We start from the raw sequence: 21537 nt of genomic DNA, 5'->3' as shown, positions 1-21537 counted from the left end.
ACACAGCAGAGTGCAGCACGAAGGGAATGCCGTGAAGGACAAGATGACGCCTGTCGTCGCAAAGGTCCTCCCCGCCGAGAAGGACAGGTTCTTCGAGGCTACGGAGCAGATCGGAACGACGCCCTCAAACGCCATCCGCATGTTCATCGCGGCGTTCAACAGGGCGGGTACGTTTCCATTCGAGATTTCTGCTCCGGAGGCTCACCATGCGAGGGTCGAGGATTCGCACTGCAACTAAGTGGTCCTACCTAAGGCTTTCCATCTGGCTGTCACACGTCTTCCCCTGTGCCGTCACCTGGCGGATGAGGACCTCCTCAATCAGCACGGTTCACTCGCTGTGGTGAGGCCTGCCCCTGCTTCATCTGATCGGCTTCATGCGCGCCGCCATGCATGTAGTCGCGAATGCCATGCACGTCGCACGCATGCCTGCGCTCGCAGTTCCTTTTCGACCGCTCGAGGAAGCGACCGTCTCGTCTGTATGGGCTTGCCAATCCCGGGTAGGATGCAGGTAGGAGAAGGGGCCGTGAGAGCGAAGCGGCCGACCTAGGAGGTGGTGCCAGTGAACAGCGAAGATATAGCGTGCGAGCGTCCCGCGTCCGGCATCGCGTCCCGTCTCATGTAGTGGGCCATAGAGACAGAGGCCCCGTGAGTGGCACAGGCGCCACAGAGTCAGGCGAAGGCAGACAGACGGCAGGCAAGGTGTCGGCGTGCAGGAGCTGGAGCGCCACCCGGTGAGGCGCTGAGTGTTGGGGCTGTTGGTTTTACGTGCTTTTGGCGTCTGACTGTTTGTCTACTGACCTACCTGCCCCTTCTATGAAGGCGGCCTTCAGGGAGTTTAAGGGCTCCCAGAACCAAGAACCAAAGAGGATGAGGGGCGGGCGGCAATGGGGCCGTTCGCCCCTCTTGCATGGGATCCGGAATCCGGCGGGACGTGGGGTCGGATGGCCGGCCCTACGCGCGTGGGCGGTTGGTCCTATGTCCGCGCTGCGTCTCAGAGGGTGACCCGCACCATATCTAAGCGTCAGCGCATGAGGTTTTCTCCTGCCAGGCGAATAGGTCTGTCCTTCTCGGGTAGAACGATAGCTGTCATTCAAGATGACGCCTGCGGCCCTCGCGCTCCGTGGGCGTTTGTCGTGCCGGCTACGAGAGAGGGAGTCCCAGAGCGATGAAGCAGTTCAAGACGGAGAGCAAGAAGCTCCTCGACCTCATGATCAACTCGATCTACACCAACAGGGAAATCTTCCTGCGCGAGCTCATCTCCAACGCGTCGGACGCAATCGACAAGCTGAGCTTCGCGAGTCTGACCGACCCCGACCTCAAGGTCGACCAGGCCTCGCTTGCCATTCGCCTCTCCTTCGACAGGGACGCTCGCACCATCACCGTGAGCGACAACGGCATCGGCATGACCCAGGAGGAGCTTGACCGCAACCTGGGCACCATCGCCCACTCCGGTTCAGAGCAGTTCAAGGAGGCGAATGCGGAGCGCCAGGGGGAGGACGTCGACATCATCGGACAGTTTGGCGTGGGCTTCTACTCCGCCTTCATGGTCGCGGACCGCGTGCGTGTCGTGAGCCGTGCGCTGGGGAGTGACGAGGCCTCTGCCTGGGAGTCGGACGGCGTGAAGGGCTACACCATCGGCCAGGCGGCTGCCGGCGAGCGCGACGGGGCGGATGACCATGGCACTGACGTTGTGCTGTACCTGCGTGAGTCCACAGACGAGGAGAACACGGACCGCTTCCTTTCCGAGTGGGGCCTGAAGGAGCTGGTGCGGAGGTACTCCAACTACGTGCGCCATCCGATTCAGATGATGGTCACCAAGAGCCGCGAGCTACCAAAGCCCGAGGACGCCGGCGACGACTACAAGCCCCAGTACGAGGACTACGAGGAGCTCGAGACCATCAACTCCATGACGCCCATCTGGAAGAAGCGTGCGAGCGAGGTCGAGCAGAAGGACTACAACGAGTTCTACCAGTCGACCTTCCACGACTGGAGTGACCCTGCCCGCACGATTAGCTTCCATGCCGAGGGCGCCCTCAGCTACGATGCCCTGCTCTTCATCCCCAGCGAACCGCCCTTTGACCTGTACAGCAAGGATTACGAGAAGGGCCTGGCGCTCTACACGTCCAACGTCCTCATCCAGGAGAAGTGCGCTGACCTGCTGCCGGACTACTACAACTTCGTCCGTGGCATCGTCGACTCGCCGGACGTCACGCTCAACATCAGCCGCGAGACCCTGCAGCAGAACTCGCAGCTGCGCGCCATCGCACGCCGTGTCGAGAAAAAGGTCCACTCCGAGCTGGAGGGCATGCGTGACAACGACCGCGAGGCCTACGTCAAGCTCTTCGAGAACTTCGGCCGTGGCATCAAGTTTGGCATCTACAACTCCTTTGGCTCGAAGGCATCCGAACTGGGTGACCTGCTGCTCTTCTGGTCCGCTCGCGAGGGGAAGATGGTCACGCTCAGGGAATATGCCGAGGCCATGGGCGAGGGCCAGGACAAGATCTACTATGCCGCTGGCGATTCGCGCGAGCGCCTCGAACGTCTTCCGCAGGTCAGGAGTGCCCTTGATCATGGCTATGACGTGCTGCTGTGCACCCAGGACGTGGACGAGTTCATGTTCCAGGCCATGCGAAGCTACCATCAGGCGGCCGTCGCCGGTGATTCCGAGCACAAGGGCGCGGACGAGCGCGACCTGGCGCTGACCAACGTCTCCGCAACCGACCTCGACCTCGCCACCGAGGACGAGAAGAAGGAGGCCGAGAAGGCCACGGACGAGCACAAGGGACTCGTCGGCGACCTCAAGGAGTCCCTGGGGGAGAGGGTTACCGACGTGCGCGTTGCCGCCGGCCTGGGTGATGCCCCTGCCACGATTGCGGCGGACGGTCCCGTCTCCCTCGAGATGGAGCGCGTCATCAGCCAGGGTCCCGACGCGACCAAAGCCCCCAAGGCCCGGCGCGTGCTGCAGCTCAATGCGGCACACCCGATCTTCGGCAAGCTCGTTGCGGCCGAGGAGGCGGGCGACAAGGACCGCCTCAAGCTCTACGGCTCCATCCTCTATGATCAGGCATTGCTGGTGGAGGGGCTGCCGGTCGACGATCCCATCCAGTTTGCCAAGAACGTCACGGAACTGATGTAGTCCGCGTCCCTCGGCAACCGTTGGTGAACGGAATATTTCATCTAATCCACAGATTAGGGTCAGTTTGCTACAATCTCGCAGAGAAAGGCAGTCGCGCGGCCTGCGTGTGGCTGTGGCGTATTTGTCGGTCGCTCGTGCGACAGGAGTTCGAAAGGACGGGCCGGATATGCGCAAGACCAAGACCTTCAAGGGCAAGAAGCACGTGTACGACACTGAGAAGTCGACCGAGCTCGGGCACCGTGACTTTGGCAGCTATGGTGACCCCACGGGGTATGAGGAGACCCTCTACCAGAACCGTGGCGGCTTCTACTTCCTGGTGGGGCAGGGCGGCGAGGACTCCCCCTACGCCCAGGGCACAGACCTCAAGCCCATCTCCCAGGAGGAGGCAAGGGCCTGGCAGGCCCAGGAGTAGGTTAGGCGTTCATCCATAGCGGCGGACGTCAGCTGCTGTCCCGTGTCGCGTGCGCGCGATGGGGGCAGCAGCTGGCTGGCCTTAGTCGCATATGCCCCGCCTGTGCCGAACGTGCTGACACCATGTCGCGACGTTCCCTGGCGCGCACCGCGCATGACGTTATGTCGCGGAGAACATGTTGCGCTCGCGGAACTCCGCTTGGACGGTCCTGAACATGAGGTCGACATCCTCGAGCCCCAGGTGACGTTCCTTCTCGCCTGCCTTGAGCGTGCCGCGGCGACGCGCCCAGCTCTCGAGTGCCGCAGGGCGGGAGTCGTGGGGGAGCGTCTTGTAATCCGGGTCGATGCGGCGGCATATGTCGCGTGAGTCGATCACGACGACCTGGCCCGCCTTGCGCGCCTCGGCGTACCCCTCGAGGTGCAGGGTCAGCCAGGAGTCCTCGAACGAGGCGTTATGCGCCATGATGGGAAATGCCCTGAACGCCGCGAGGAGCGCCTCCTGCTCACGCCTTGCCTGGCGAAACGGCGTTTTTCCCGCAAGGTCGTCCCAGGTGATGTGGTGGATGTTCGCCAGGGGCACGCCTCGCTCGCGGTAGATGTCGGGCAGGCCGAAGTAGGCGGCGTGCCCGTCGTGCGGCTTCGCCTTGGGGGCGAGGTCCATGAACTCGAACCCCAGGTTGATGATGTAGCCGCGGTCGGGGTCGCGGCTCGTGGTCTCCAGGTCGATGCCCATGACGGTACCCGAGACCGTCGCCTCGGTGTAGGCGATGCCCAGGTCGTTGAGCATGGGGCCCGCCGATGCGGCGACCTTGGCCTCGCTGCGGTGCTGCATGCGCGCCACCCCGCGCACCAGGTCCTCGTCAGGCAGCTTGCGCTGGAGGTTCAGCCCATTGGCGTTGCGCAGGCGGTCTATGCCATAGGAGTCCACGATCTGGCGGTTGTTGTCCGCGAGAGCGAGGATCAGGCCAAATGAGCAGGGCTCCTGTCCCGAGGGGGCGTCTCTCCACGCGGACATGAGGACGCTGATGGCCTCCTCGTTCTTGCGACGCTCCTCGTCGAGGGCATTGTCGTCGGTCAAAAAACCCGGGAACGCAAAGGCGTGTGCGTGCTCGAGCGCTTGGGGGAGGTTCATCTTGGTGTCCTTGCCTGTCCTTGCTGAGCCGCTTGGCTTGTGGGGCCTGGCTGCGGGGTCGTCGTTTGATGCTGTCCAGTGTAGCCCCTGGGGCCGTGACGCGCTTCCCTCGGCTAGCCCTGGGGCAGGATCTCGATGCGCTGCCCGTCGGGGTCCACGATGAAGTAGAGGCCCATCGCGGGATTCTCCTTCTGGATGCAGCCCATCTGCCGATGCAGCTCATGATAGGCGTCGAAGTCGTCGACCTCGAAGGCGATGTGCGTGTCCATGCCACCGTTGTCATAGGGCTCCGTATGGCCACGATTCCAGGTGAGCTCGAGCTGGAAGCCGGTGGCGGGGTCGTTCATGAAGGTGTTGGACCACGACCCGTCGGCAGGTCCGGAGACGTGGTCTACGACAAGCCCAAGTGCCTTCTCGTAGAACTCCCTCGTGGCCTCGAGGTCGTTGACATGGGTGCAGCGGTGGACGAACCGTGCTTGCATGATGGGCTCCTTGCTCGTGGCCTGCGGACGTTTAGCGCATTGGAGTCCTTGTACCCGTACGCGCAGGCCCCCTGTCGCTCGTCCCTGCCAATCCCGGGCCTCGCCATCCACATGAACCGAGTAGGGCGCGCTGTCCACGTTCCTGCATGACGTGCTGGCTCGGATCAACGGCGGCCCGGTCATCAAGGAGGCGGCCAACCAGGCCTACACCACCGACGCGTTCAGTCGCGCGACCTTTGCGGCGCTGTGCGCGGACGGGGGCGTTCCCGTGCAGGCCTTCGCCAGAGACCACGGGCGCACGCGTCTCACCGCTATTCGTCACCGAAGCTGATGCCCAGCATCTTTGCCTCGCGCACCAGGTCGCACTGGGGGTCTACATACTTGAGCCTGCCGGCGACCTCGGACAGGGGCACGCGGCGCATCCTGCCGCCCACCTGGGCGACCATGAAGCCATAGCTGCCCTCGAGCATGCCGAGCGCAGCCTCGACGCCGCACTGCGTCGCGAAGATGCGGTCCGCAGCGTCGGGCGCTCCGCCGCGCTGGGTGTGGCCGGGTACGGTGACGCGGATCTCGCGGCCCGTGCGCTGGGCGATCTCCTCGGCGATGTCATAGGCGACGGAGGGCTTGACGCGCTGGGCGACCTTGGCCTTGTAGGCCTTCTTCTTCATGGCCGCCTCCTCCCTGGAGATGGCCCCCTCGGCCACGACGACGATGGCGAAGCGCCCGCCGTCCTGGTCCCGGCGCTCGATCGCCCTCACGACGTTGCCCATGTCGTAGGGGATCTCGGGGATGAGGATGACGTCGGCGCCGCCCGCGACACCGGCGTGCAGGGGTATCCAGCCGACCTTGTGCCCCATGATCTCGATCACGAACACGCGGCCATGCGAGCTGGCCGTGGTGTGGATGTCGTCGATGCAGCGGGTCGCCACGTCGATGGCGCTGGGGAAGCCGAAGGTCATGTCGGTGCCCCAGGTGTCGTTGTCGATCGTCTTGGGCAGGGCGATGACGTTGAGGCCCTCCTCGCTCAGGCGGTTCGCCGTCTTCGTGGAGCCATTGCCGCCCAGCATGAAGAGGCAGTCCAACTTGTGCGCCCCATAGGTCGCCCTCATGGCGGAGACCTTGTCGATGCCGTCCTCCTCGGGGATGTCGAGGCGCTTGAAGGGCGTGCGGCTGGTGCCCAGGATGGTGCCTCCGCGCGTGAGGATGCCGCTGAAGTCGCCAGGGGTGAGCGTCAGGTAGCGGTCGTAGATGAGGCCCTGGTAGCCGTCGAGAAAGCCGACGATGCCGACGCCTTCGCCCGCGTTCCGCAGGACGGTCTTGACGATGGCGCGCATGGTCGCGTTGAGTGCCTGGCAGTCGCCGCCGCTCGTGAGCAGTCCGATTCTCAGCATGTCGTCTCCTTGGGCCGGCGCCGGGGGATGGCGCGTTGGAACGCATGTCCCCATTCTAGTTCTGTCGGCATGCGCTTGTCCGGGCTCCGGACGTCCGTTCCGCCCGCCGGAGCCATTGACCCCTGCGATAGGCCCGTAGGAGATCAGAAACGACAACGTAACAATGTTTCTCGCCGTCTGGGTTGACAGGAGGCGTCTGCCTGCTCTAAGTTCCTACCCAACGACTGGGGATAAGGTCACGGGGCCCGTGGGGTTCCATGGTGTGGCGAGGGGAGGGACGCAAGGGTGCTGACGCTTCGGACGAGCGCGCGCGCGTGTTGTTGCCAGAGCCAGACGTCCCCCTTGACCAGTCGCGGGGGTGGCTGTCGCTGACGCGGCGCACCCACGGCGGAAGCCCAGGAGCTTCATATGTGTATGGTCAGACGGGACGCCACCAGGCGGCCCGTTTTTTCTCGGCTGCCTTGGCGTTGGCGTCGCACCTCGATCGTCACACGACTCGCATGTCATCCGCAGAGAGTCATCCCGAGGAGAGGAACCACCATGAGATACGCAGCCAGGATCGAATCGCTCATCGGCGCCACCCCGCTCGTGGACCTTTCGGCCCTCGTCGACGGGAAGGCCCGCATACTCGCGAAGTACGAGGCCACCAACCCCGGCGGCTCCATCAAGGATCGCATTGCCAAGGCCATGCTGGATGCCGCCGAGGCTGACGGCAGCCTCAAGCCGGGAGGCACCGTCATCGAACCCACGAGCGGCAACACGGGCGTGGGCCTTGCGATGCTGGCGGCCGCACGAGGCTATCGGATGATCCTCGTCATGCCCGAGACCATGTCGGTCGAGCGCCGAAAGCTGGCCGCATCCTACGGGGCACAGATCGTCCTCACGCCAGGCGTCGAGGGCATGAGGGGTGCCGTCGCCCGTGCGGGCGAGCTGCGTGACGCCACGCCCGGCTCCATCGTGGCCGGCCAGTTCTCGAACCCCGCCAACCCCCGCGCCCACTACGAGACCACGGGCCCCGAGATCTGGGCCGACACCGAGGGTTCGGTCGACGTCATCGTAGCCGGCGTCGGCACCGGCGGCACCATCTCGGGTGCGGCGAGGTTCCTGAAGGAGAAGAAGCCGACCGTCCTCTCCGTCGCCGTCGAGCCCGCCGAGAGCCAGGTCCTGGCCGGGAAGCCCGCCGGGGCCCACCGCATCCAGGGCATCGGCGCGGGGTTCGTTCCGAAGACCTACGACGCCTCCGTCGTGGACGAGGTCGCACCCGTGGCGTCCGACGATGCCATTGCGACCAAGAAGCGCCTTGCGGACGACTTCGGCCTGCTCGTTGGCATCAGCTCCGGCGCCGCCGTCGCGGCGGCCCGGTGTTTGGCCCAGCGCGACGACCTTGCGAACAGGACCATCGTGGCCATCCTTCCGGACACGGGCGAGCGCTACCTGTCGATGGGGCTGTAGGGCGCTCGCGTACCAGGCGTCGTTGGCAGGGCGGGCGGGGTCGGACCCGAGGCATCGGGAACTCCGTGGAAGGGGAGGGGCGTGGAGATGGGCGAGAGCAACGCGGGCGCCGTCGCAGGGGCCGTGCCGTCGCAGAGGGGAAGGGCCGGGTTCTTCGGGCGCGTCCGGGAGGACGTGCGCGCGGTCCTCGAGCGCGACCCCAGCGCGGACTCGGGCCTGCATGTCGTCCTCTTCGCGACGGGCCTGCACGCCGTGTGGGCCTATCGCCGTCAGCACTGGCTTTGGGTCCACGGCGCCCGTGCCCTGGCGACCTTCCTCTCACAGCGCTCCCGACGACGCCTTGGGGTCGAGATTCACCCTGCCGCAACCATCGGACGGCGCTTCGTGATCGATCACGGCATGGGCGTCGTGATAGGCTCCACCGCCACCATCGGGGACGACTGCATGGTCTACCAGGGCGTGACGCTGGGCATGACCGGCAAGCACGGCGGCAGGCGCCACCCGACGCTAGGAAACGACGTCATCGTCGGTGCCCGTGCCGTCATCCTGGGCGACATCAGGGTCGGCGACGACGTCAAGGTGGGGGCTGGTGCCGTGGTGGTCCATGACGTCCCCGATGGCGTCACCGTCGCGGGCGTCCCCGCGAGCATCGTGCGCGAGCACCGCTGCTGGGAGGGCCTGCATCTGGCCGCGAGCGACGTCGTTGACCGTGCGGGCGAGCTGGACAACGAGAACGTGCGCTGGTCCTGCGCGCTCTGACCACCCGGGGGACGTGCCCTCGCATGCCCGCGGGCGTGTACGTGTCGTGGGAGGTCGCGGCCGAAGGCGTTTCCCTGCGCCCTCGACTACACTGGTGCGGAAGGTGATTCCCCTGCGGCGGGAATCCGCATCCGGGAGCGTGAGCGTATGTCAAGTGACCCACGGCAGGAGGCATGCGAGGCCATCGCGGCGGGCAGGTACGCGCGCAGGCGCGTGTCGGCGGCCCTGGCGGAGCTGGCGGTACGCACATGAGCACCAATGTCGCCAAGCATCTGGCGGTGCCTGCCCCGGGCGCGTCCCCCCGACGCGACGCGCCTCGCCCCGTCCTCAAGCTCGTCCTTTCCCTGGCGCTCTTCGCGCTCGCCTTCGTGGCGACGTCCTTCGCGCTGGCCTGGGCCGAGGGCTGGGGCCTTGACGAGAACCTCGCCTATGAGTGGGCGGGCGCGCTCTGCTTTGGCCTCGCCTGCATCCTGGCTGGTGGTGCGCGGCTGCTGTGCGCCGACCGTGCGGGGCTGGGGTATGCCTGGCATGTCATCTGGCCGTTCATCGTGGCATCGGTCGTGATGATGGCCATGCAGCTCTTCTCGTATGCGGAGGCGGGTGAGGCCGTCGCCGAGGACTGGGCCTGGGGCGTGGGCTACGAGGCCCTGCTCTGCCTGGGCATCGGCCTCTTCGAGGAGCTCATGTGCCGTGGCCTCCTCCTCAACGCCCTGCTCGCCGTCCTCGGTCGCAGGCGCTGGGGCGTGGCGGTCGCGGCGGGCGTCGTCTCGCTCGTCTTCGGAGTGCTGCACATCAGCTGGGCGTCGGTCGACCTCGCAGACGCCCTGCAGCTTGCCCAGGCAGTGCTCAAGGTCATCCAGACCGCCCTGTACTCGTTCGCCCTGTGCGTCGTGGTGGCGAGGACGCAAAGCGTGGTCGGCGCCGCCCTGCTCCACGGCCTCGATGACTTCCTGATCATGTTCGTCCCCAACGGCGTGTTCGGCGAGCCCGACACCACCGCCTATGTCTCCGCAGGTTCTGACGCACTTCCGACCATCGTGTTCTACGCGGTCGTCATCGCGGTGTACGCGCCCCTTGCCGTGCGTGCCGCCCGCGAGCTCGCGCGTGCGCCCATGCCCGAGCGAGGAGCCTTCGTCGGCTGAGGGCGCCGGCTCCAAGAAACTGCTACCATGCAGACGCCTTGGCATTCGTCACTTCGACGTTTCCATCTCGCCGGGACGACCGATCCCCTATCGAAAGGCTTCGCGCACATGAGTCGAGTCAGCCGCAAGGAGGACCTGTTCTTCCAGAAGTTCCGGGAGTTCAGCGCACGGATGGTCGATGCGGGAGAGCTCTTCGACGGGCTCTTTAACACCTACCCACAGGGTGCGGGGGCAAAGATCGCGAGGATCAAGGAGATCGAGGTCCAGTGCGACGACTTGGTGCGCGACATAATGACCACGCTCTACCAGTCGTTCATCACCCCGTTCGACCGCGAGGACATCACCGAGATCACTGGTGAGCTCGACGAGATCGTCGATGGGCTCGAGGGCGTTTCTGCGCGCCTGGGGCTCTACGACATCGACCGGGTCCGTCCCGAGGCCATCGAGCTCTCGAGGCTCACGCTGCGCGCCATCCGCCGCCTGAACGATGCGTTCGAGAACTTCTCGAACTACAAGAGGGACCCCTCGGTCGTGGAGGCGCTCATCGAGACCGCCGACATCGAGGACCGTGGCGACAAGGTCTATCGCGGCGCCCTGGGCAACGTCTTCCGCGAGAAGGGCGATCCCATCGAGACGGTCAAGTGGAAGAGCCTCCTGGACAAGATGGAGGACACCCTGGACGCCTGCAAGGCGGTTGCAAGCGCGGTGCTGGCCGTCATCGTGAAGAACGCCTAGCCCATGGTGAGCGGCCTCCTCGTCGCCGTGTTCGTCGCGGCCTTCTCCTTTGAGTTCATCAACGGCTTCCATGACACGGCGAACGCCATCGCGACCACGGTCTACACCCGCGCGCTTCCCGTTCGGGCGGCCATCCTCATGTCCGCGACGATGAACTTCGTGGGCGCCCTCACGAGCGAGAAGGTCGCCCTGACCATCTCCAAGGGTCTCGTAGACATCCAGCTCGACCTCTACGTCATCCTCGCGGCGCTTGTGGGGGCCGTCGTCTGGGACCTCTTCACCTGGTGGCGCTCGATCCCCAGCTCGTCATCGCATGCGCTCATCGGCTCGCTCATCGGTGCCACCATCGTGTTCACGGGTGGTACGGAGCACGTCATGTGGGAGGGCGTCCTGCGCAAGGTCGTCATCCCGCTGTTCACCTCGCCGCTCATCGGCATGGCCCTGGGCTTCTGCATCATGCGTGTCGTGTTCGAGGCGTTTGCCAACTGGAAGCCCCACAACGCCAACGCCCTCTTCCACAAGGCCCAGATCTTCTCGTCCGCGTTCATGGCGTACAGCCATGGCAACAACGACGCGCAGAAGACGATGGGCATCATCACGCTGGCCCTGGTGGGCTCCGGTCTGGCCGACCCCGCCGCCGGCGTGCCGCTGTGGGTCAAGCTGTTCTGCGCCACCACGATGGCGCTGGGCACCTCGATCGGGGGCCAGCGCATCATGCGTACCGTGGGCGATGGCGTCACCAGGCTCGAGCCGGTCCTGGGCTTCGTGTCCGAGACGTCCTCGGCCATCGCCATCGAGTGCATGACCGCCCTGGGTGCGCCCGTTTCGACCACGCAGGTCATCACGACCTCGATCATGGGCGCCGGGTCAGCCCGCCGCGTGAGCTCGGTGCGTTGGGGCGTGGCGCGCAAGATCGTCTCGGCGTGGTTCGTCACGCTGCCGGCGACGATGCTCTTGGGCGGCACCTGCGCCTTCGTCCTGGAGCTGTTCCTGGGGTAGATGGCTGGACCGGCGGGATGGCGACAAGGGCCTGTGACGCGTCTCGACCGATGTGCGTGGTCCTACCAGTGGACGTAGACGGTGTCCCCCACGTTGATGAGCTCGTAGAGCCGCTCGGCGTCATCGTAGGGCAGGTTCACGCAGCCATGGCTGCCGTTCCATGCGTAGATGGTGCCGCCAAAGCGACTGCGCCAGGTGGCGTCGTGGAGGCCCACCGAGTTGCCGACGAAGGGCATCCAGTAGTTCACGTGGCTCTTGTAGTCGGGCTGCCCGTCGTGGTTCTCGTCGGCACCGATGAGCATCTCGTCCGTGCGCTTGGCGTTGAGCGCGAAGGTGCCCGTGGGCGTCCCGCGTCCCATGCTGGTGTTGCCCGAGACGAGGTAGGAGCGCCAGATGACGCTCCCGTCCGTGTCGTAGAAGCGGGCGTACTGCGTGGACAGGTTGACGTCGACGTGGCGTCCCCTGCTGGCGGCGCCCTCGCTCTCGGGGGGTCGCGTCTCGGTCACGGTGACGGACGCCTCGAGAGCGCCTGCGTCGAGCTCGGTGATCCGTTGGGCGAGGGCCCCCGCGACCGCGTCGGCGTCGATGGCGTAGTCATGCTCCTCGTCCGACGAGGCCACCTGCGCGGCCAACGTGTCATTGGCCCACTGGACGATGGCCGTCTGGTCCACGTTGACGCTGAAGTCCTCCGCGACGCTGACCCAGCCGCAGATGACGCCACCCGTGACGTGGGTCACCTCGACCCCACCCCTGGTGATGGGGATGTCAAGCGCAAGCATCCGGTTGGCCAGGTCATTGGCCGAGACCAGCTGTGCGTTGTCTGCCGTGACCGCAGGCTGGACGAGGGCGCCCTCGTCGATGGCGGCGGTGGGTCTCAGCGCGCCCGCAGCCTGACGCGCGGCCTCGATGGCGCGTTCACGGTCGATGGCGGTCCCCACGGCGGCATCGGAGATCCTGAACTGCCCGGAGCTCGCGTCATAGGTGGAGACGGAGTTGGTTGGCGGCGCGGCGCTGGCGTTGAAGGCGTCGACGGCCGACCCCACGATCTCCGAGAGGGCCGCGTCGTCGAAGCTGACGCCCTCGCCAACCAGGATGTCTTTGGGCATGACGAGGTCGAGGGGCCACGCGTAGCCCCTGACCTGGCTCATGGCTGCCTGGGCGTAGGCGTCCCCCTGCACGGAGAGGGTGATGTCGCTGGCCTTGACGCCAAGCTCGAGGCCGTCTCCCGTGAGGGTGAGGGCGTAGCGCGAGACCCTGTCTGACACGTGGGCGGAGAGCACGTCGGCCGTCATGTTAGCGACGGGCTCGCCGTTGACTGTGGTTCCCGGCACGAAATGGGACGAGAAGTGCAGGGCTCCGCCCCCGTAGATGGCGACCAGGACGGCGAGGACGACCGCGATCCCGACGATGGCCCTTCTCGCTGGGGAGCTTGCGGGTGAGTTGGGCTGCGGTGACATGTGCGCGCTCTCGCGCTTGGACTCGTCTGACAAAGGGGACCCCTGTTTCGCTTGTGATGAGGGAGGGTTGCTCCTGTGTGGGCGACTGCCTTGGACTGAGCCTGCGACCTGTGTCTCTGGTCCGTACCCACTGCCTGGCCCGCGACGGTTGGCATAGTCCGCGCAATCGCACGGACCGATTGTAGACCAAAGCTGCCCCTTGATGGTTCTCCCGTATAGTTGTTGACAAATCAACACTGTAAGCTATTATGATGACGAGTCAACATGTGCGACTAGGGGCATGTGTCGTTGGGCCCGTCCCAACGCTGGGGGAGGGAAGGCCGGTGGCCAGCCGCTTCGAGAGCTTCGTCAGCGCGGTCTCCGCACTGCACAAGGAGATCACGCGCATCAAGGCCGCCGAGATGGGTCGCTTTGGCCTAAAGGGTACCGATGTGATGGCCTTGTACTTTCTGGAACGCCATCCGGAGGGCATGACCTCGGCTGATCTGGCGCGTTCCATCGGCGTCGACCGCGCAGCGGTGTCGCGCACGATCGCAGGGCTCGAGGCGGGCGGGTACGTGAGCGCCGCGAGGGACGCTGCGACCAAATATCGCGCGCCCCTTCGCCTGACCGCGCGCGGGCAATCCGTGATGGGCGAGTGCTCTCAGGCTATCGATGACATCGTCGCACGTGCGACCGAGGGCCTGAGCGAGTCCGACCGTTCGACGATGTATGGTGCACTGGCAACCATCCAGGCCAATCTGGAGAAGATAGACGTCTCACGTCATGCGTGAGCCCCATGTTCGAGGCACGACCTCCCAAACGACCACAGACAAGGAGCGTCACATGGCACTACGCATCATCACGGACTCCGCGTCCGACATCAGACAGGGCGAGTTCGAGGGACTCTCCGTCGCACCGCTCTCCATCGCATTTGGCGACAGGACCTATCGCGACGGCGTGGACCTCACGGGCGAGCGCTTCTACGAGATGCTAGTCGAGTCCGAAGGCCTGCCCACGACGGGACAGGTCACGCCATATGGGTTCTCGAGCCTTCTGGAACAGGTGCTGGCACCGGATGACGAGGCCGTCATCATCACGCTCTCGTCCAAGCTCTCCGGCACGTACCAAAGCGCCTGCGCCGCCGCGGCCGCCTTTGGCGAGCGCGTCCGTGTGGTCGACAGCCTGAGCGTGTGCCTGGGCGAGCGCATCCTCGTGGAGTACGCACTCCGTCTGGCGGCGTCTGGCGCCACTGCGAGCGAGGTCGTCTCCGAGGTTGAGGCCCGCAAGGGCTCCATCCGTCTCATAGCCCTGCTCGACACCCTCGAGTACCTGCGAAAGGGTGGCCGCGTCTCGGGGCTTTCGGCCTCCCTGGGCACGATGCTCTCCATCAAGCCGGTCATCGCGGTCGAGTCGGGCGAGGTCGTGGTGCTGGGCAAGGCCCGTGGCTCCAAGAACGGCCGAAACCTCCTGAACGAACAGATCGACCGTGTGGGCGGCGCAGACTACGACCTGCCCATCGCCCTGGGCTACAGCGGCCTCAGCTCGTCTCTGCTGCAGAAGTACATCCGAGACAGCCGGAGCCTATGGGAGTCCCAGGTCGACGACCTCCCCGTTGTGATGATCGGATCGACCGTGGGTACGCATGCGGGCCCCGGTGCCATCGGCGTGGCCTTCTTCAGCAGGCGATAGGGCGTCTGCCGGAGACCGGGCGCGGGCAGGCGATGGTGGGCGCTGACGCATGGGATGTGCGGCCTCGCCCCGTTGTGCCGACTTCTACCGAGCAAAGCGTGGCGTTCGCCTACGTGTGAAACAATCCTGAAATAAACCCTAACGCCAGCTGATACATTCTTCCTCGTCATCGAGCGGGCCAACCCTGGGTCGCCCCGGCAGGGCACGGTGGGCTGGGACCATGGTTGGCCTGTGTTCCTGTCGTTCTCGGTACAAGGAGGAGCGCATGGTTTCCATTCGCAAGACGACGGGCGCCGTGCTGGCCGGCCTCGTGCTCGCCGTCAGTCTCTCTCAGGCGGCGGCGCCCACGTCAGTCCTGGCGTACGCGCCGGCGTCCCAGGGCCAGCAGGACGTCGCGGCACAGCAGGGCCCGGTAAGCCTCACGCGCACGGACGAAGCCTACGACGGTACGTCGGCGCCCATGGTCTCCCTGCTCGAGGAGCGCCAGTTCCAGGCGAGCGTTCCCGTTGGGGGAAAGAGCCTGGACGAGCTTGCCGAGCTCGTCTCGGAGGGCAAGGTGGGCTGGTCGCTCACCCGTACGCAGGGGCAGTTCGGCACCGACGCCTACCCCAACCAGTTCATGGGCGGCCCTCTTTCCAACTGGAAGACCGTTGCGACGGAGAACGGTCCCGCCGAGTCGGGTAACGGCCTGGGCGAGGAGGGCTCGGGCACCCTGCCCTCGCGGGACCTCTTCTACGACGTGAGCGTCGAGGCCAAGGAGGTGGATGGCGTTCCCTCGATAGTGCTGGGATTCAAGAACCACCTGCTCTACGAGGGAATCGACGGCATCGACGTCCGTGCGCGCGAGTCCGTCCGCTCATCTCTGTATGACTATGTCGGCACCTATCGGCTTGCCTGCGCGATCGATGGCGGCGAGGTGGGTTCCACCGACCTGCAGCTGCGCCCCTACGACGAGTTCTCGACCCAGGAGGAGATCGATGCCGAACTGCCCGAACTCGCCCAGCAGGCCATCGACAACGGCCTGTATGCCGAGGTACGCCAGTTCGGCACGACGGTCGACGGCCGTGCGATGAGGGCGCTCTTCGTGGCCAAGGAGAAGGCGGACCTCGACCGCTATCAGGAACTCAAGGGACGCATGGAGTCAGATCCCGCGTCCGTCCAGGCCGAGCTCGCCTCCGGCAGTCTCGACTACAAGGTCCCCGTGGTCTACAGCAACGTGCATGCCGACGAGATAGTCGCGCCCGACAGCGTGATGGCGTTCGCGCGTGACCTGGTGCGCAACCAGCCCCTTGGCTATCGCAGGGCAGCCAGCCTCACCGACGAGGGGAAGAGCGAGCTTGCGACTGAGATGGACCATGACAGGACGGTATGGTCCGACCTCATCAAGGACGATGTCACGGGCATTGGCTATCTTCGTGGCAACGGGGGCTCGGGCAGGGGCACCAACTACGACGGCCCGGACACCGACACCGCCTCCTCGGACCTGAGCGAGGACGAGCTGTCTCGCTACTACAACGTGGAGGACAAGACCTTCGTCCCCTCCGTTGCCCTCGATGACATGTTCTTCATCCTCGTGCCCTCCGAGAACGTGGACGCCCGCACCGATAACGTCCGCACCAACGCCAACGGCTTCGACCTCAACCGCGACAACACCTACCAGACGCAGCCCGAGACCCAGGCCATGTCTGGCCTCATTGCGCAGTGGGACCCCCTCTCGCTCCACGAGGTGCATGGCTACTATCAGCAGTACCAGGTCGAGCCCTGCTCCCCCACGCATGACCCCAACAACGAGTACGACCTCTTCGTCGACACCGCACTCGCACAGGGAGAGGCGTTCATGGCCTCCTCGATCGCGAGCAACGAGACGATCAACAGCGTCCAGATGCCGATGCGTGACTATCTCAAGCTGCAGGGGGACGGCACGCGCTTCTGGGAGATGCCCTTCGATGACATGTCGACGAGCTACACGCCCCAGTACGCGATGATGCACGGTACCAATGCCTATACCGTCGAAGCGCCCTACGGAACCTCCGACGCCGTGCGCGCCCTGGAGTACGGCTTCATCGGAAACGCCGACTTCGTGGCACAGAACAAGGATCGCATGTTCAACAACCAGCTGGAGCGCTTCCGCCGCGGGGTCGAGAACATCGACGCGGACACCGTCCGCCCCTACTACGTGAACCAGGCGGACGAGGCGGGTGCCGAGGCGGACGTCTTCCGCCCCCGGGACAACGAGAACCACAACTTCTTCCCCGAGTACTACGTGATACCCCTCGACCCGTCGCTGCAGAAGAACCGTGCCGCCGCGTGCGAGTCCATCGACTTCCTCATCCACAACGGTGTGAGGGTCGAGCAGACGAGCTCCGAGGTCACGGTGGGCGGCGTGACCTACCCGGCGGGCACCGCCGTCGTGGACATGCACCAGGCGAAGCGCAACATGGCCAACTGCGCCCTCTATCCCAACCTCGTGATCAGCGACTGGACGATGGGATCCCTCTACTCCGAGCCCGTGACCAACTTCTCCGAGTTCCGCGGCTACGACATGGACACGGTCCGCACCCCGGGCGCCTTTGGGGAGGCAGGCCTCTCCCAGGTGGACGAGGCGCCCCATCAGAAGAGCGTCACCGAGGGGGAGGGCAGCCTCGCCGTCATCAAGAACAACGGCCTCGATGCGGTCAGGGCAACCAACAGGCTCCTGTCCGAAGGTCGGGGCGTGGGCCTGATCAGCGAGGGCGACGACGCGGGAAGCTACCTCGTCTCGTCTGCAGACTACGATTCCGTCAAGGACGACTTCGTCCTGGACGCCAGGGCAACCGATGCCGCCCCCGCCGCGAAGTCCATCGACGGCGACATCAAGGTCTACGTGCCAAAGGCCTTCGACCCCTACGTCGTGGACGCCGAGGGCAACGAGGTCGGCATGAGGGACTACGAGAACCGGCTCAACACGAACGGCAACTGGGACCGCTTCGCCCTCGAGGACCAGCTTGGCTTCACGGTGACCGACGACCTGGGCGAGGCCGACGTCATCGTCGGCAGCCAGAACCCCATCAACGCCGACGCGGTGGCCGCGAAGGTCGAGTCCGGCACGCCCTACGTGGCCTACACCGCCGATGCCCTCCAGTTCGTCCAGGACTATGGCCTGGCGGACGGCCTGGACTTCGTGCCCGGCGACGGCGACTGGTGGGGCTTCGACGCACTTGACAGCGTGGAGTTCCCCGAGGACGACCTCGTCACGGCAACGTACAAGAACAGTGGCGACACGCTGATGTACGGCTTTGGCGGCGGCTACATCACCGACGTCCCCGACGGCGCCAAGGTCCTGGTCAAGACCACCGATGCCGAGCCGGTCGAGGGCTTCATGACCCGAGAGTACCTCGAGCGGTACAAGAACCAAGTCCAGGCCATCGACTACGAGAAGGACGGCAAGAGCATCGCACTGTTTGCCAACACGCTCACGAACAAGGCCCATCAGCAGGACGACTACCGCTACCTCAGCGCCGCGATATACTCCAAGCGCCTGGGCGGCGACTTCGTCGCATCCCCATCGCCCCTCTCGAACCCCACGCTCGTCGTGGTGGCGGTCCTCGTCGTCGCGGGTGCGGCGTACTTCGTCTACCGCAGGCGTGGGGGCGCCGTCAACGACGAGCGCTGATCTCGACCGTTCGGCGAATAGTTCGCACGTCCCGTTGGCGTTGGCATAGCTTTGGTGCTTATGTACACCCTGCGGTAACCTTTCAATGCGGCATGGGCCGCACAAAGATGGAGGAGAGAGACATGAACAGCAATCTCACGCGTCGCAACTTCCTGGGAGCGTCCGCCGTCGCAGCCGCAGGGCTGGGCCTGGTCGCCTGCGGTGGCTCCGGCTCTGACGCCGGCTCCGCGACAACGTCGGACGCCACCTCGTCCATTGCCTCCGAGGACCTGGTGAAGGCTGCGAAGGAGGACGGCGCGCTCGTGGTCTACGGCTCCTGCGAGGAGGCCCACGTGGCCGCCTGTTGCGAGAACTTCCAGAAGCTCTTTGGCATCGAGACCCAGTACCAGCGTCTCTCCACCGGTGAGGTCGAGTCCAAGATCGAGGAGGAGAACGGCAACCCCTCCGGCGACGTCTGGTTCGGTGGCACGACCGACCCCTACAACGTCGCCGTCACCAAGGGACTCCTCGAGCCCTATGCGGCCAACAACGCCTCCCACCTCATCAGTGACGCCTACAAGGACGCCGACGGCAACTGGTACGGCATCTACAAGGGCATCCTGGGCTTCTTCTACAACAAGGACGAGCTCGAGCGCAAGGGCCTGGACGCGCCGAAGGACTGGCCCGACCTCCTGGACGAGAAGTACAAGGGCCTCATCTGGATGTCCAACTACAACACCGCAGGTACGGCGAAGCTGGTGCTGAACACCGTCATCCAGAAGTATGGCCACGACGACGGCATCAAGTATCTCGTCGACCTGGACAAGAACATCCAGGTCTACACCAAGTCCGGTTCGGGCCCGTCCAAGAACGTGGGCACCGGCGAGTGCACGATCGGCATCGGCTTCCTGCACGACGCCATCTACCAGATAGTGGACAACGGCTACGGCAACATCGGCATGGTCGTCCCGTCCTCCGGGGCCTCCTTCGAGGTCGGCGCAACGGCCATCTTCAAGGGGGCCAAGCACGAGAACGCGGCCAAGCTCTGGGTCGAGTACGCCCTCTCGCCCGAGTGCGTCGAGCGCGCCCAGGAGGTCGGCGCCTACCAGTTCCTGGTCATCGACAACGCCAAGCAGCCCGAGGTTGCCACCGAGTACGGTCTCGACCCCGACAACGTCATGAAGTACGACTTCGCCGACGCGAAGGAGAACACCGAGGCCTACGTGAGCGACATCATGAGCGCGCTCTCCAGCGCGGGCGCCAACACCGGTGACGCCAGCCGCTTCCAGACCGAGTAGCGCCCAGCTCCCAGACCGCGTCGTCCCGTATGGCATCAGCGCCGGGTGGATGGGTCTCGCCATCCACCCGGCTTGCCGTGAGGGACGCACCGTTGGCAGACGACTCAAGGAGGGGAGCAATGGCGAAGAACCAGAGCGTGCGGCTCGACCGCAAGAAGCTCATGGCAGACCCCATCATGGTCACCACGATAGCCGTGCTCGTCGCGTTTCTGACGCTGTTCATCCTGTACCCGCTGGCCATCCTCATGGTGGACAGCGTCGTGGGGGAGAGTGGCCTCACGCTCGACGTGTTCAAGCGTGTGCTGGCCATGCCGGCCTTCGACACGGCAATCACCAACACGCTCAAGGTGGGCTTCCTCGTGGGCATCCTCGCGGCCCTCATCGGCCTCCTCTTTGCCTATGTCGAGGAGTACGTGCAGCTCAAGACCAGGCTGCTCGGCGGCCTCTTCAAGGTCGTGTCCGTGCTGCCCGTGGTCTCGCCGCCCTTCGTGCTGTCCCTCTCGGTCATCATGCTCTTTGGCAAGGCGGGCATCATCACCCGCTACCTCCTGGGCATCTATGACAACAACGTCTACGGCTTCTGGGGCATCGCCTTGGTCCAGACGCTCACGTTCTTCCCCGTGTGCTACATGATGTTCAAGGGCCTCCTCAAGAACATCGACCCCTCGCTCGAGGAGGCCGCTCGCGACATGGGCGCCTCCCGTTGGAAGGTCTTCACCTCGGTCACCCTGCCACTGATCCTTCCCGGCCTGGGAAACGCCTTCCTGGTCACCTTCATCGAGTCCATCGCCGACTTCGCCAACCCCATGCTCATAGGAGGTTCGTATGACACCCTCGCGACCTCCATCTACCTGCAGATAACCGGCGCCTACGACAAGCAGGGCGCCGCTGCCATGGCCGTCGTGCTTCTCTTCATCACGCTGGCCATGTTCGTCGTGCAGAAGTACGTGCTCGAGGCCCGCTCCACTGCGACGCTCACGGGCAAGGCAAGTCGCGCCCGCATGCTCGTGACGGATGCCTCCGTGCGCGTGCCGCTCTCCGTGCTCTGCGCCGCCATCGCCCTGTTCGTCGTGATGATGTACGTCTGCGTGCCCTTCGGCGCCCTGTTCAAGACCTGGGGCTATGACTTCAGCCTCACCACGAAGTGGTTCCAGCAGATGTTCACCATGCACCACGGCTTCCAGGCCTTCCGCGACTCCTTCGTCCTGTCGTTCGTCTCGGCCCCCATCACTGCGCTGCTCTCCATGATCATCTCCTACCTGGTGGTCAAGCGGGACTTCCGCTCCAAGGGCTTCATCGAGGCCGTCTCCATGCTGGCCATGGCGGTGCCGGGGACCGTCTTGGGCGTGGGCTACATCCGCGGCTTCTCGGGTGGAATCTTCCACACCGGGCTTCTGCAGGGACTCTACGGAACGGGCGCCATCCTCGTCATCGTCTTCATCGTGCGCTCGCTGCCCACGGGCACCCGATCGGGCATCTCGGCCCTGCGCCAGATCGACAAGTCCATCGAGGAGTCAGCCTATGACATGGGCGCCAACTCGCTGCAGGTGTTCATGACCGTGACCCTGCCGCTCATCAAGGACTCGTTCCTCTCGGGCCTCGTGACCGCCTTCGTGCGCTCCATCACGGCCATCTCGGCAATCATCCTGCTCGTCACACCGCAGTTCCTGCTCATCACGGTGCAGATCAACGAGTTCGCCGAGAAGGGGGCCTATGGTGTCGCCTGCGCGTTCGCCACGGTCCTCATCGTCATCACCTACGGTGCGGTGCTTCTGATGAACCTCGCCATCAAGCACTTCGGCACCAGCGCCAAGATCAAAACGGAAGAGGAGGGCTAAGCG

17 protein-coding genes are annotated in these 21537 nt (G+C 65.1%); 13 read left to right on the top strand and 4 right to left on the bottom strand.

Going from position 1 to position 21537, the window contains the following annotated elements:
• The first annotated feature begins 31 nt into the window (after window positions 1–31).
• The 3 genes from OLSU_RS05935 (at window position 32) to OLSU_RS05925 (ending at window position 3548) form a co-directional block, all read left to right on the top strand.
• Window positions 32–238: a type II toxin-antitoxin system RelB/DinJ family antitoxin gene (locus OLSU_RS05935; RefSeq protein WP_036573324.1), complete on the top strand. Its 207-nt coding sequence runs from the start codon at window positions 32–34 to the stop codon at window positions 236–238.
• 927 nt (window positions 239–1165) lie between these two features.
• Window positions 1166–3136 carry a molecular chaperone HtpG gene (gene htpG / locus OLSU_RS05930; RefSeq protein WP_013252044.1) on the top strand — a complete coding sequence of 657 codons (1971 nt, stop codon included), beginning with the start codon at window positions 1166–1168 and terminating at the stop codon, window positions 3134–3136.
• Between the two features lie 166 nt (window positions 3137–3302).
• Window positions 3303–3548, top strand: a complete 246-nt coding sequence (locus OLSU_RS05925; protein ID WP_013252043.1) for a hypothetical protein — start codon at window positions 3303–3305, stop codon at window positions 3546–3548.
• Window positions 3549–3707: 159 nt separating this feature from the next.
• On the opposite strand, the gene OLSU_RS05920 is transcribed toward OLSU_RS05925, so the two are convergent.
• From OLSU_RS05920 to OLSU_RS05910, 3 genes are all read right to left on the bottom strand, one after another.
• Window positions 3708–4679 (bottom strand): 3'-5' exonuclease, encoded by a 972-nt coding sequence (locus tag OLSU_RS05920; protein WP_013252042.1) that lies wholly within the window; start codon window positions 4677–4679, stop codon window positions 3708–3710.
• A 113-nt stretch (window positions 4680–4792) separates the two neighbouring features.
• Window positions 4793–5161: a VOC family protein gene (locus OLSU_RS05915; RefSeq protein ID WP_013252041.1), complete on the bottom strand. Its 369-nt coding sequence runs from the start codon at window positions 5159–5161 to the stop codon at window positions 4793–4795.
• A gap of 311 nt (window positions 5162–5472) precedes the next feature.
• Window positions 5473–6552 carry a 6-phosphofructokinase gene (locus OLSU_RS05910; protein ID WP_013252040.1) on the bottom strand — a complete coding sequence of 360 codons (1080 nt, stop codon included), beginning with the start codon at window positions 6550–6552 and terminating at the stop codon, window positions 5473–5475.
• A gap of 540 nt (window positions 6553–7092) precedes the next feature.
• On the opposite strand from OLSU_RS05910, the gene cysK reads away from it, so the two are divergent.
• From cysK to OLSU_RS05885, 5 genes are all read left to right on the top strand, one after another.
• Window positions 7093–8004, top strand: coding sequence for a cysteine synthase A (cysK, locus tag OLSU_RS05905; RefSeq protein WP_013252039.1), 912 nt, complete (start codon window positions 7093–7095; stop codon window positions 8002–8004).
• 87 nt (window positions 8005–8091) lie between these two features.
• A complete protein-coding gene (cysE, locus tag OLSU_RS05900; RefSeq protein WP_013252038.1) occupies window positions 8092–8763 on the top strand; it encodes a serine O-acetyltransferase in 672 nt (223 codons plus the stop codon).
• A 248-nt stretch (window positions 8764–9011) separates the two neighbouring features.
• Window positions 9012–9905, top strand: coding sequence for a CPBP family intramembrane glutamic endopeptidase (locus OLSU_RS05895; protein ID WP_013252037.1), 894 nt, complete (start codon window positions 9012–9014; stop codon window positions 9903–9905).
• 108 nt (window positions 9906–10013) lie between these two features.
• Window positions 10014–10640: a DUF47 domain-containing protein gene (locus OLSU_RS05890; RefSeq protein WP_013252036.1), complete on the top strand. Its 627-nt coding sequence runs from the start codon at window positions 10014–10016 to the stop codon at window positions 10638–10640.
• Between the two features lie 3 nt (window positions 10641–10643).
• Entirely contained in the window at window positions 10644–11639 is a 996-nt protein-coding gene (locus OLSU_RS05885) for an inorganic phosphate transporter (RefSeq protein ID WP_013252035.1), read from the top strand.
• A 62-nt stretch (window positions 11640–11701) separates the two neighbouring features.
• Here OLSU_RS05885 and OLSU_RS05880 read toward each other — a convergent pair whose 3' ends face one another.
• Window positions 11702–13129, bottom strand: coding sequence for a L,D-transpeptidase (locus tag OLSU_RS05880; RefSeq protein ID WP_049765167.1), 1428 nt, complete (start codon window positions 13127–13129; stop codon window positions 11702–11704).
• A gap of 290 nt (window positions 13130–13419) precedes the next feature.
• Between OLSU_RS05880 and OLSU_RS05875 the strand changes: the two genes are divergently transcribed.
• From OLSU_RS05875 to OLSU_RS05855, 5 genes are all read left to right on the top strand, one after another.
• Window positions 13420–13869 carry a MarR family winged helix-turn-helix transcriptional regulator gene (locus tag OLSU_RS05875; RefSeq protein WP_013252033.1) on the top strand — a complete coding sequence of 150 codons (450 nt, stop codon included), beginning with the start codon at window positions 13420–13422 and terminating at the stop codon, window positions 13867–13869.
• Window positions 13870–13921: 52 nt separating this feature from the next.
• A complete protein-coding gene (locus OLSU_RS05870) occupies window positions 13922–14767 on the top strand; it encodes a DegV family protein (RefSeq protein WP_013252032.1) in 846 nt (281 codons plus the stop codon).
• A gap of 265 nt (window positions 14768–15032) precedes the next feature.
• Window positions 15033–18419, top strand: a complete 3387-nt coding sequence (locus OLSU_RS05865) for a M14 family metallopeptidase (RefSeq protein ID WP_013252031.1) — start codon at window positions 15033–15035, stop codon at window positions 18417–18419.
• A 122-nt stretch (window positions 18420–18541) separates the two neighbouring features.
• Window positions 18542–19696 carry an extracellular solute-binding protein gene (locus OLSU_RS05860; protein WP_013252030.1) on the top strand — a complete coding sequence of 385 codons (1155 nt, stop codon included), beginning with the start codon at window positions 18542–18544 and terminating at the stop codon, window positions 19694–19696.
• A gap of 119 nt (window positions 19697–19815) precedes the next feature.
• Window positions 19816–21534 (top strand): ABC transporter permease, encoded by a 1719-nt coding sequence (locus tag OLSU_RS05855; protein ID WP_013252029.1) that lies wholly within the window; start codon window positions 19816–19818, stop codon window positions 21532–21534.
• Window positions 21535–21537: the final 3 nt, after the last annotated feature.

This window comes from Olsenella uli DSM 7084 (assembly GCF_000143845.1).
Classification (GTDB): domain Bacteria; phylum Actinomycetota; class Coriobacteriia; order Coriobacteriales; family Atopobiaceae; genus Olsenella; species Olsenella uli.
The sequence above is the reverse complement of the archived record's forward strand: the minus strand, read 5'-3'. Positions and strand labels throughout refer to the sequence as shown.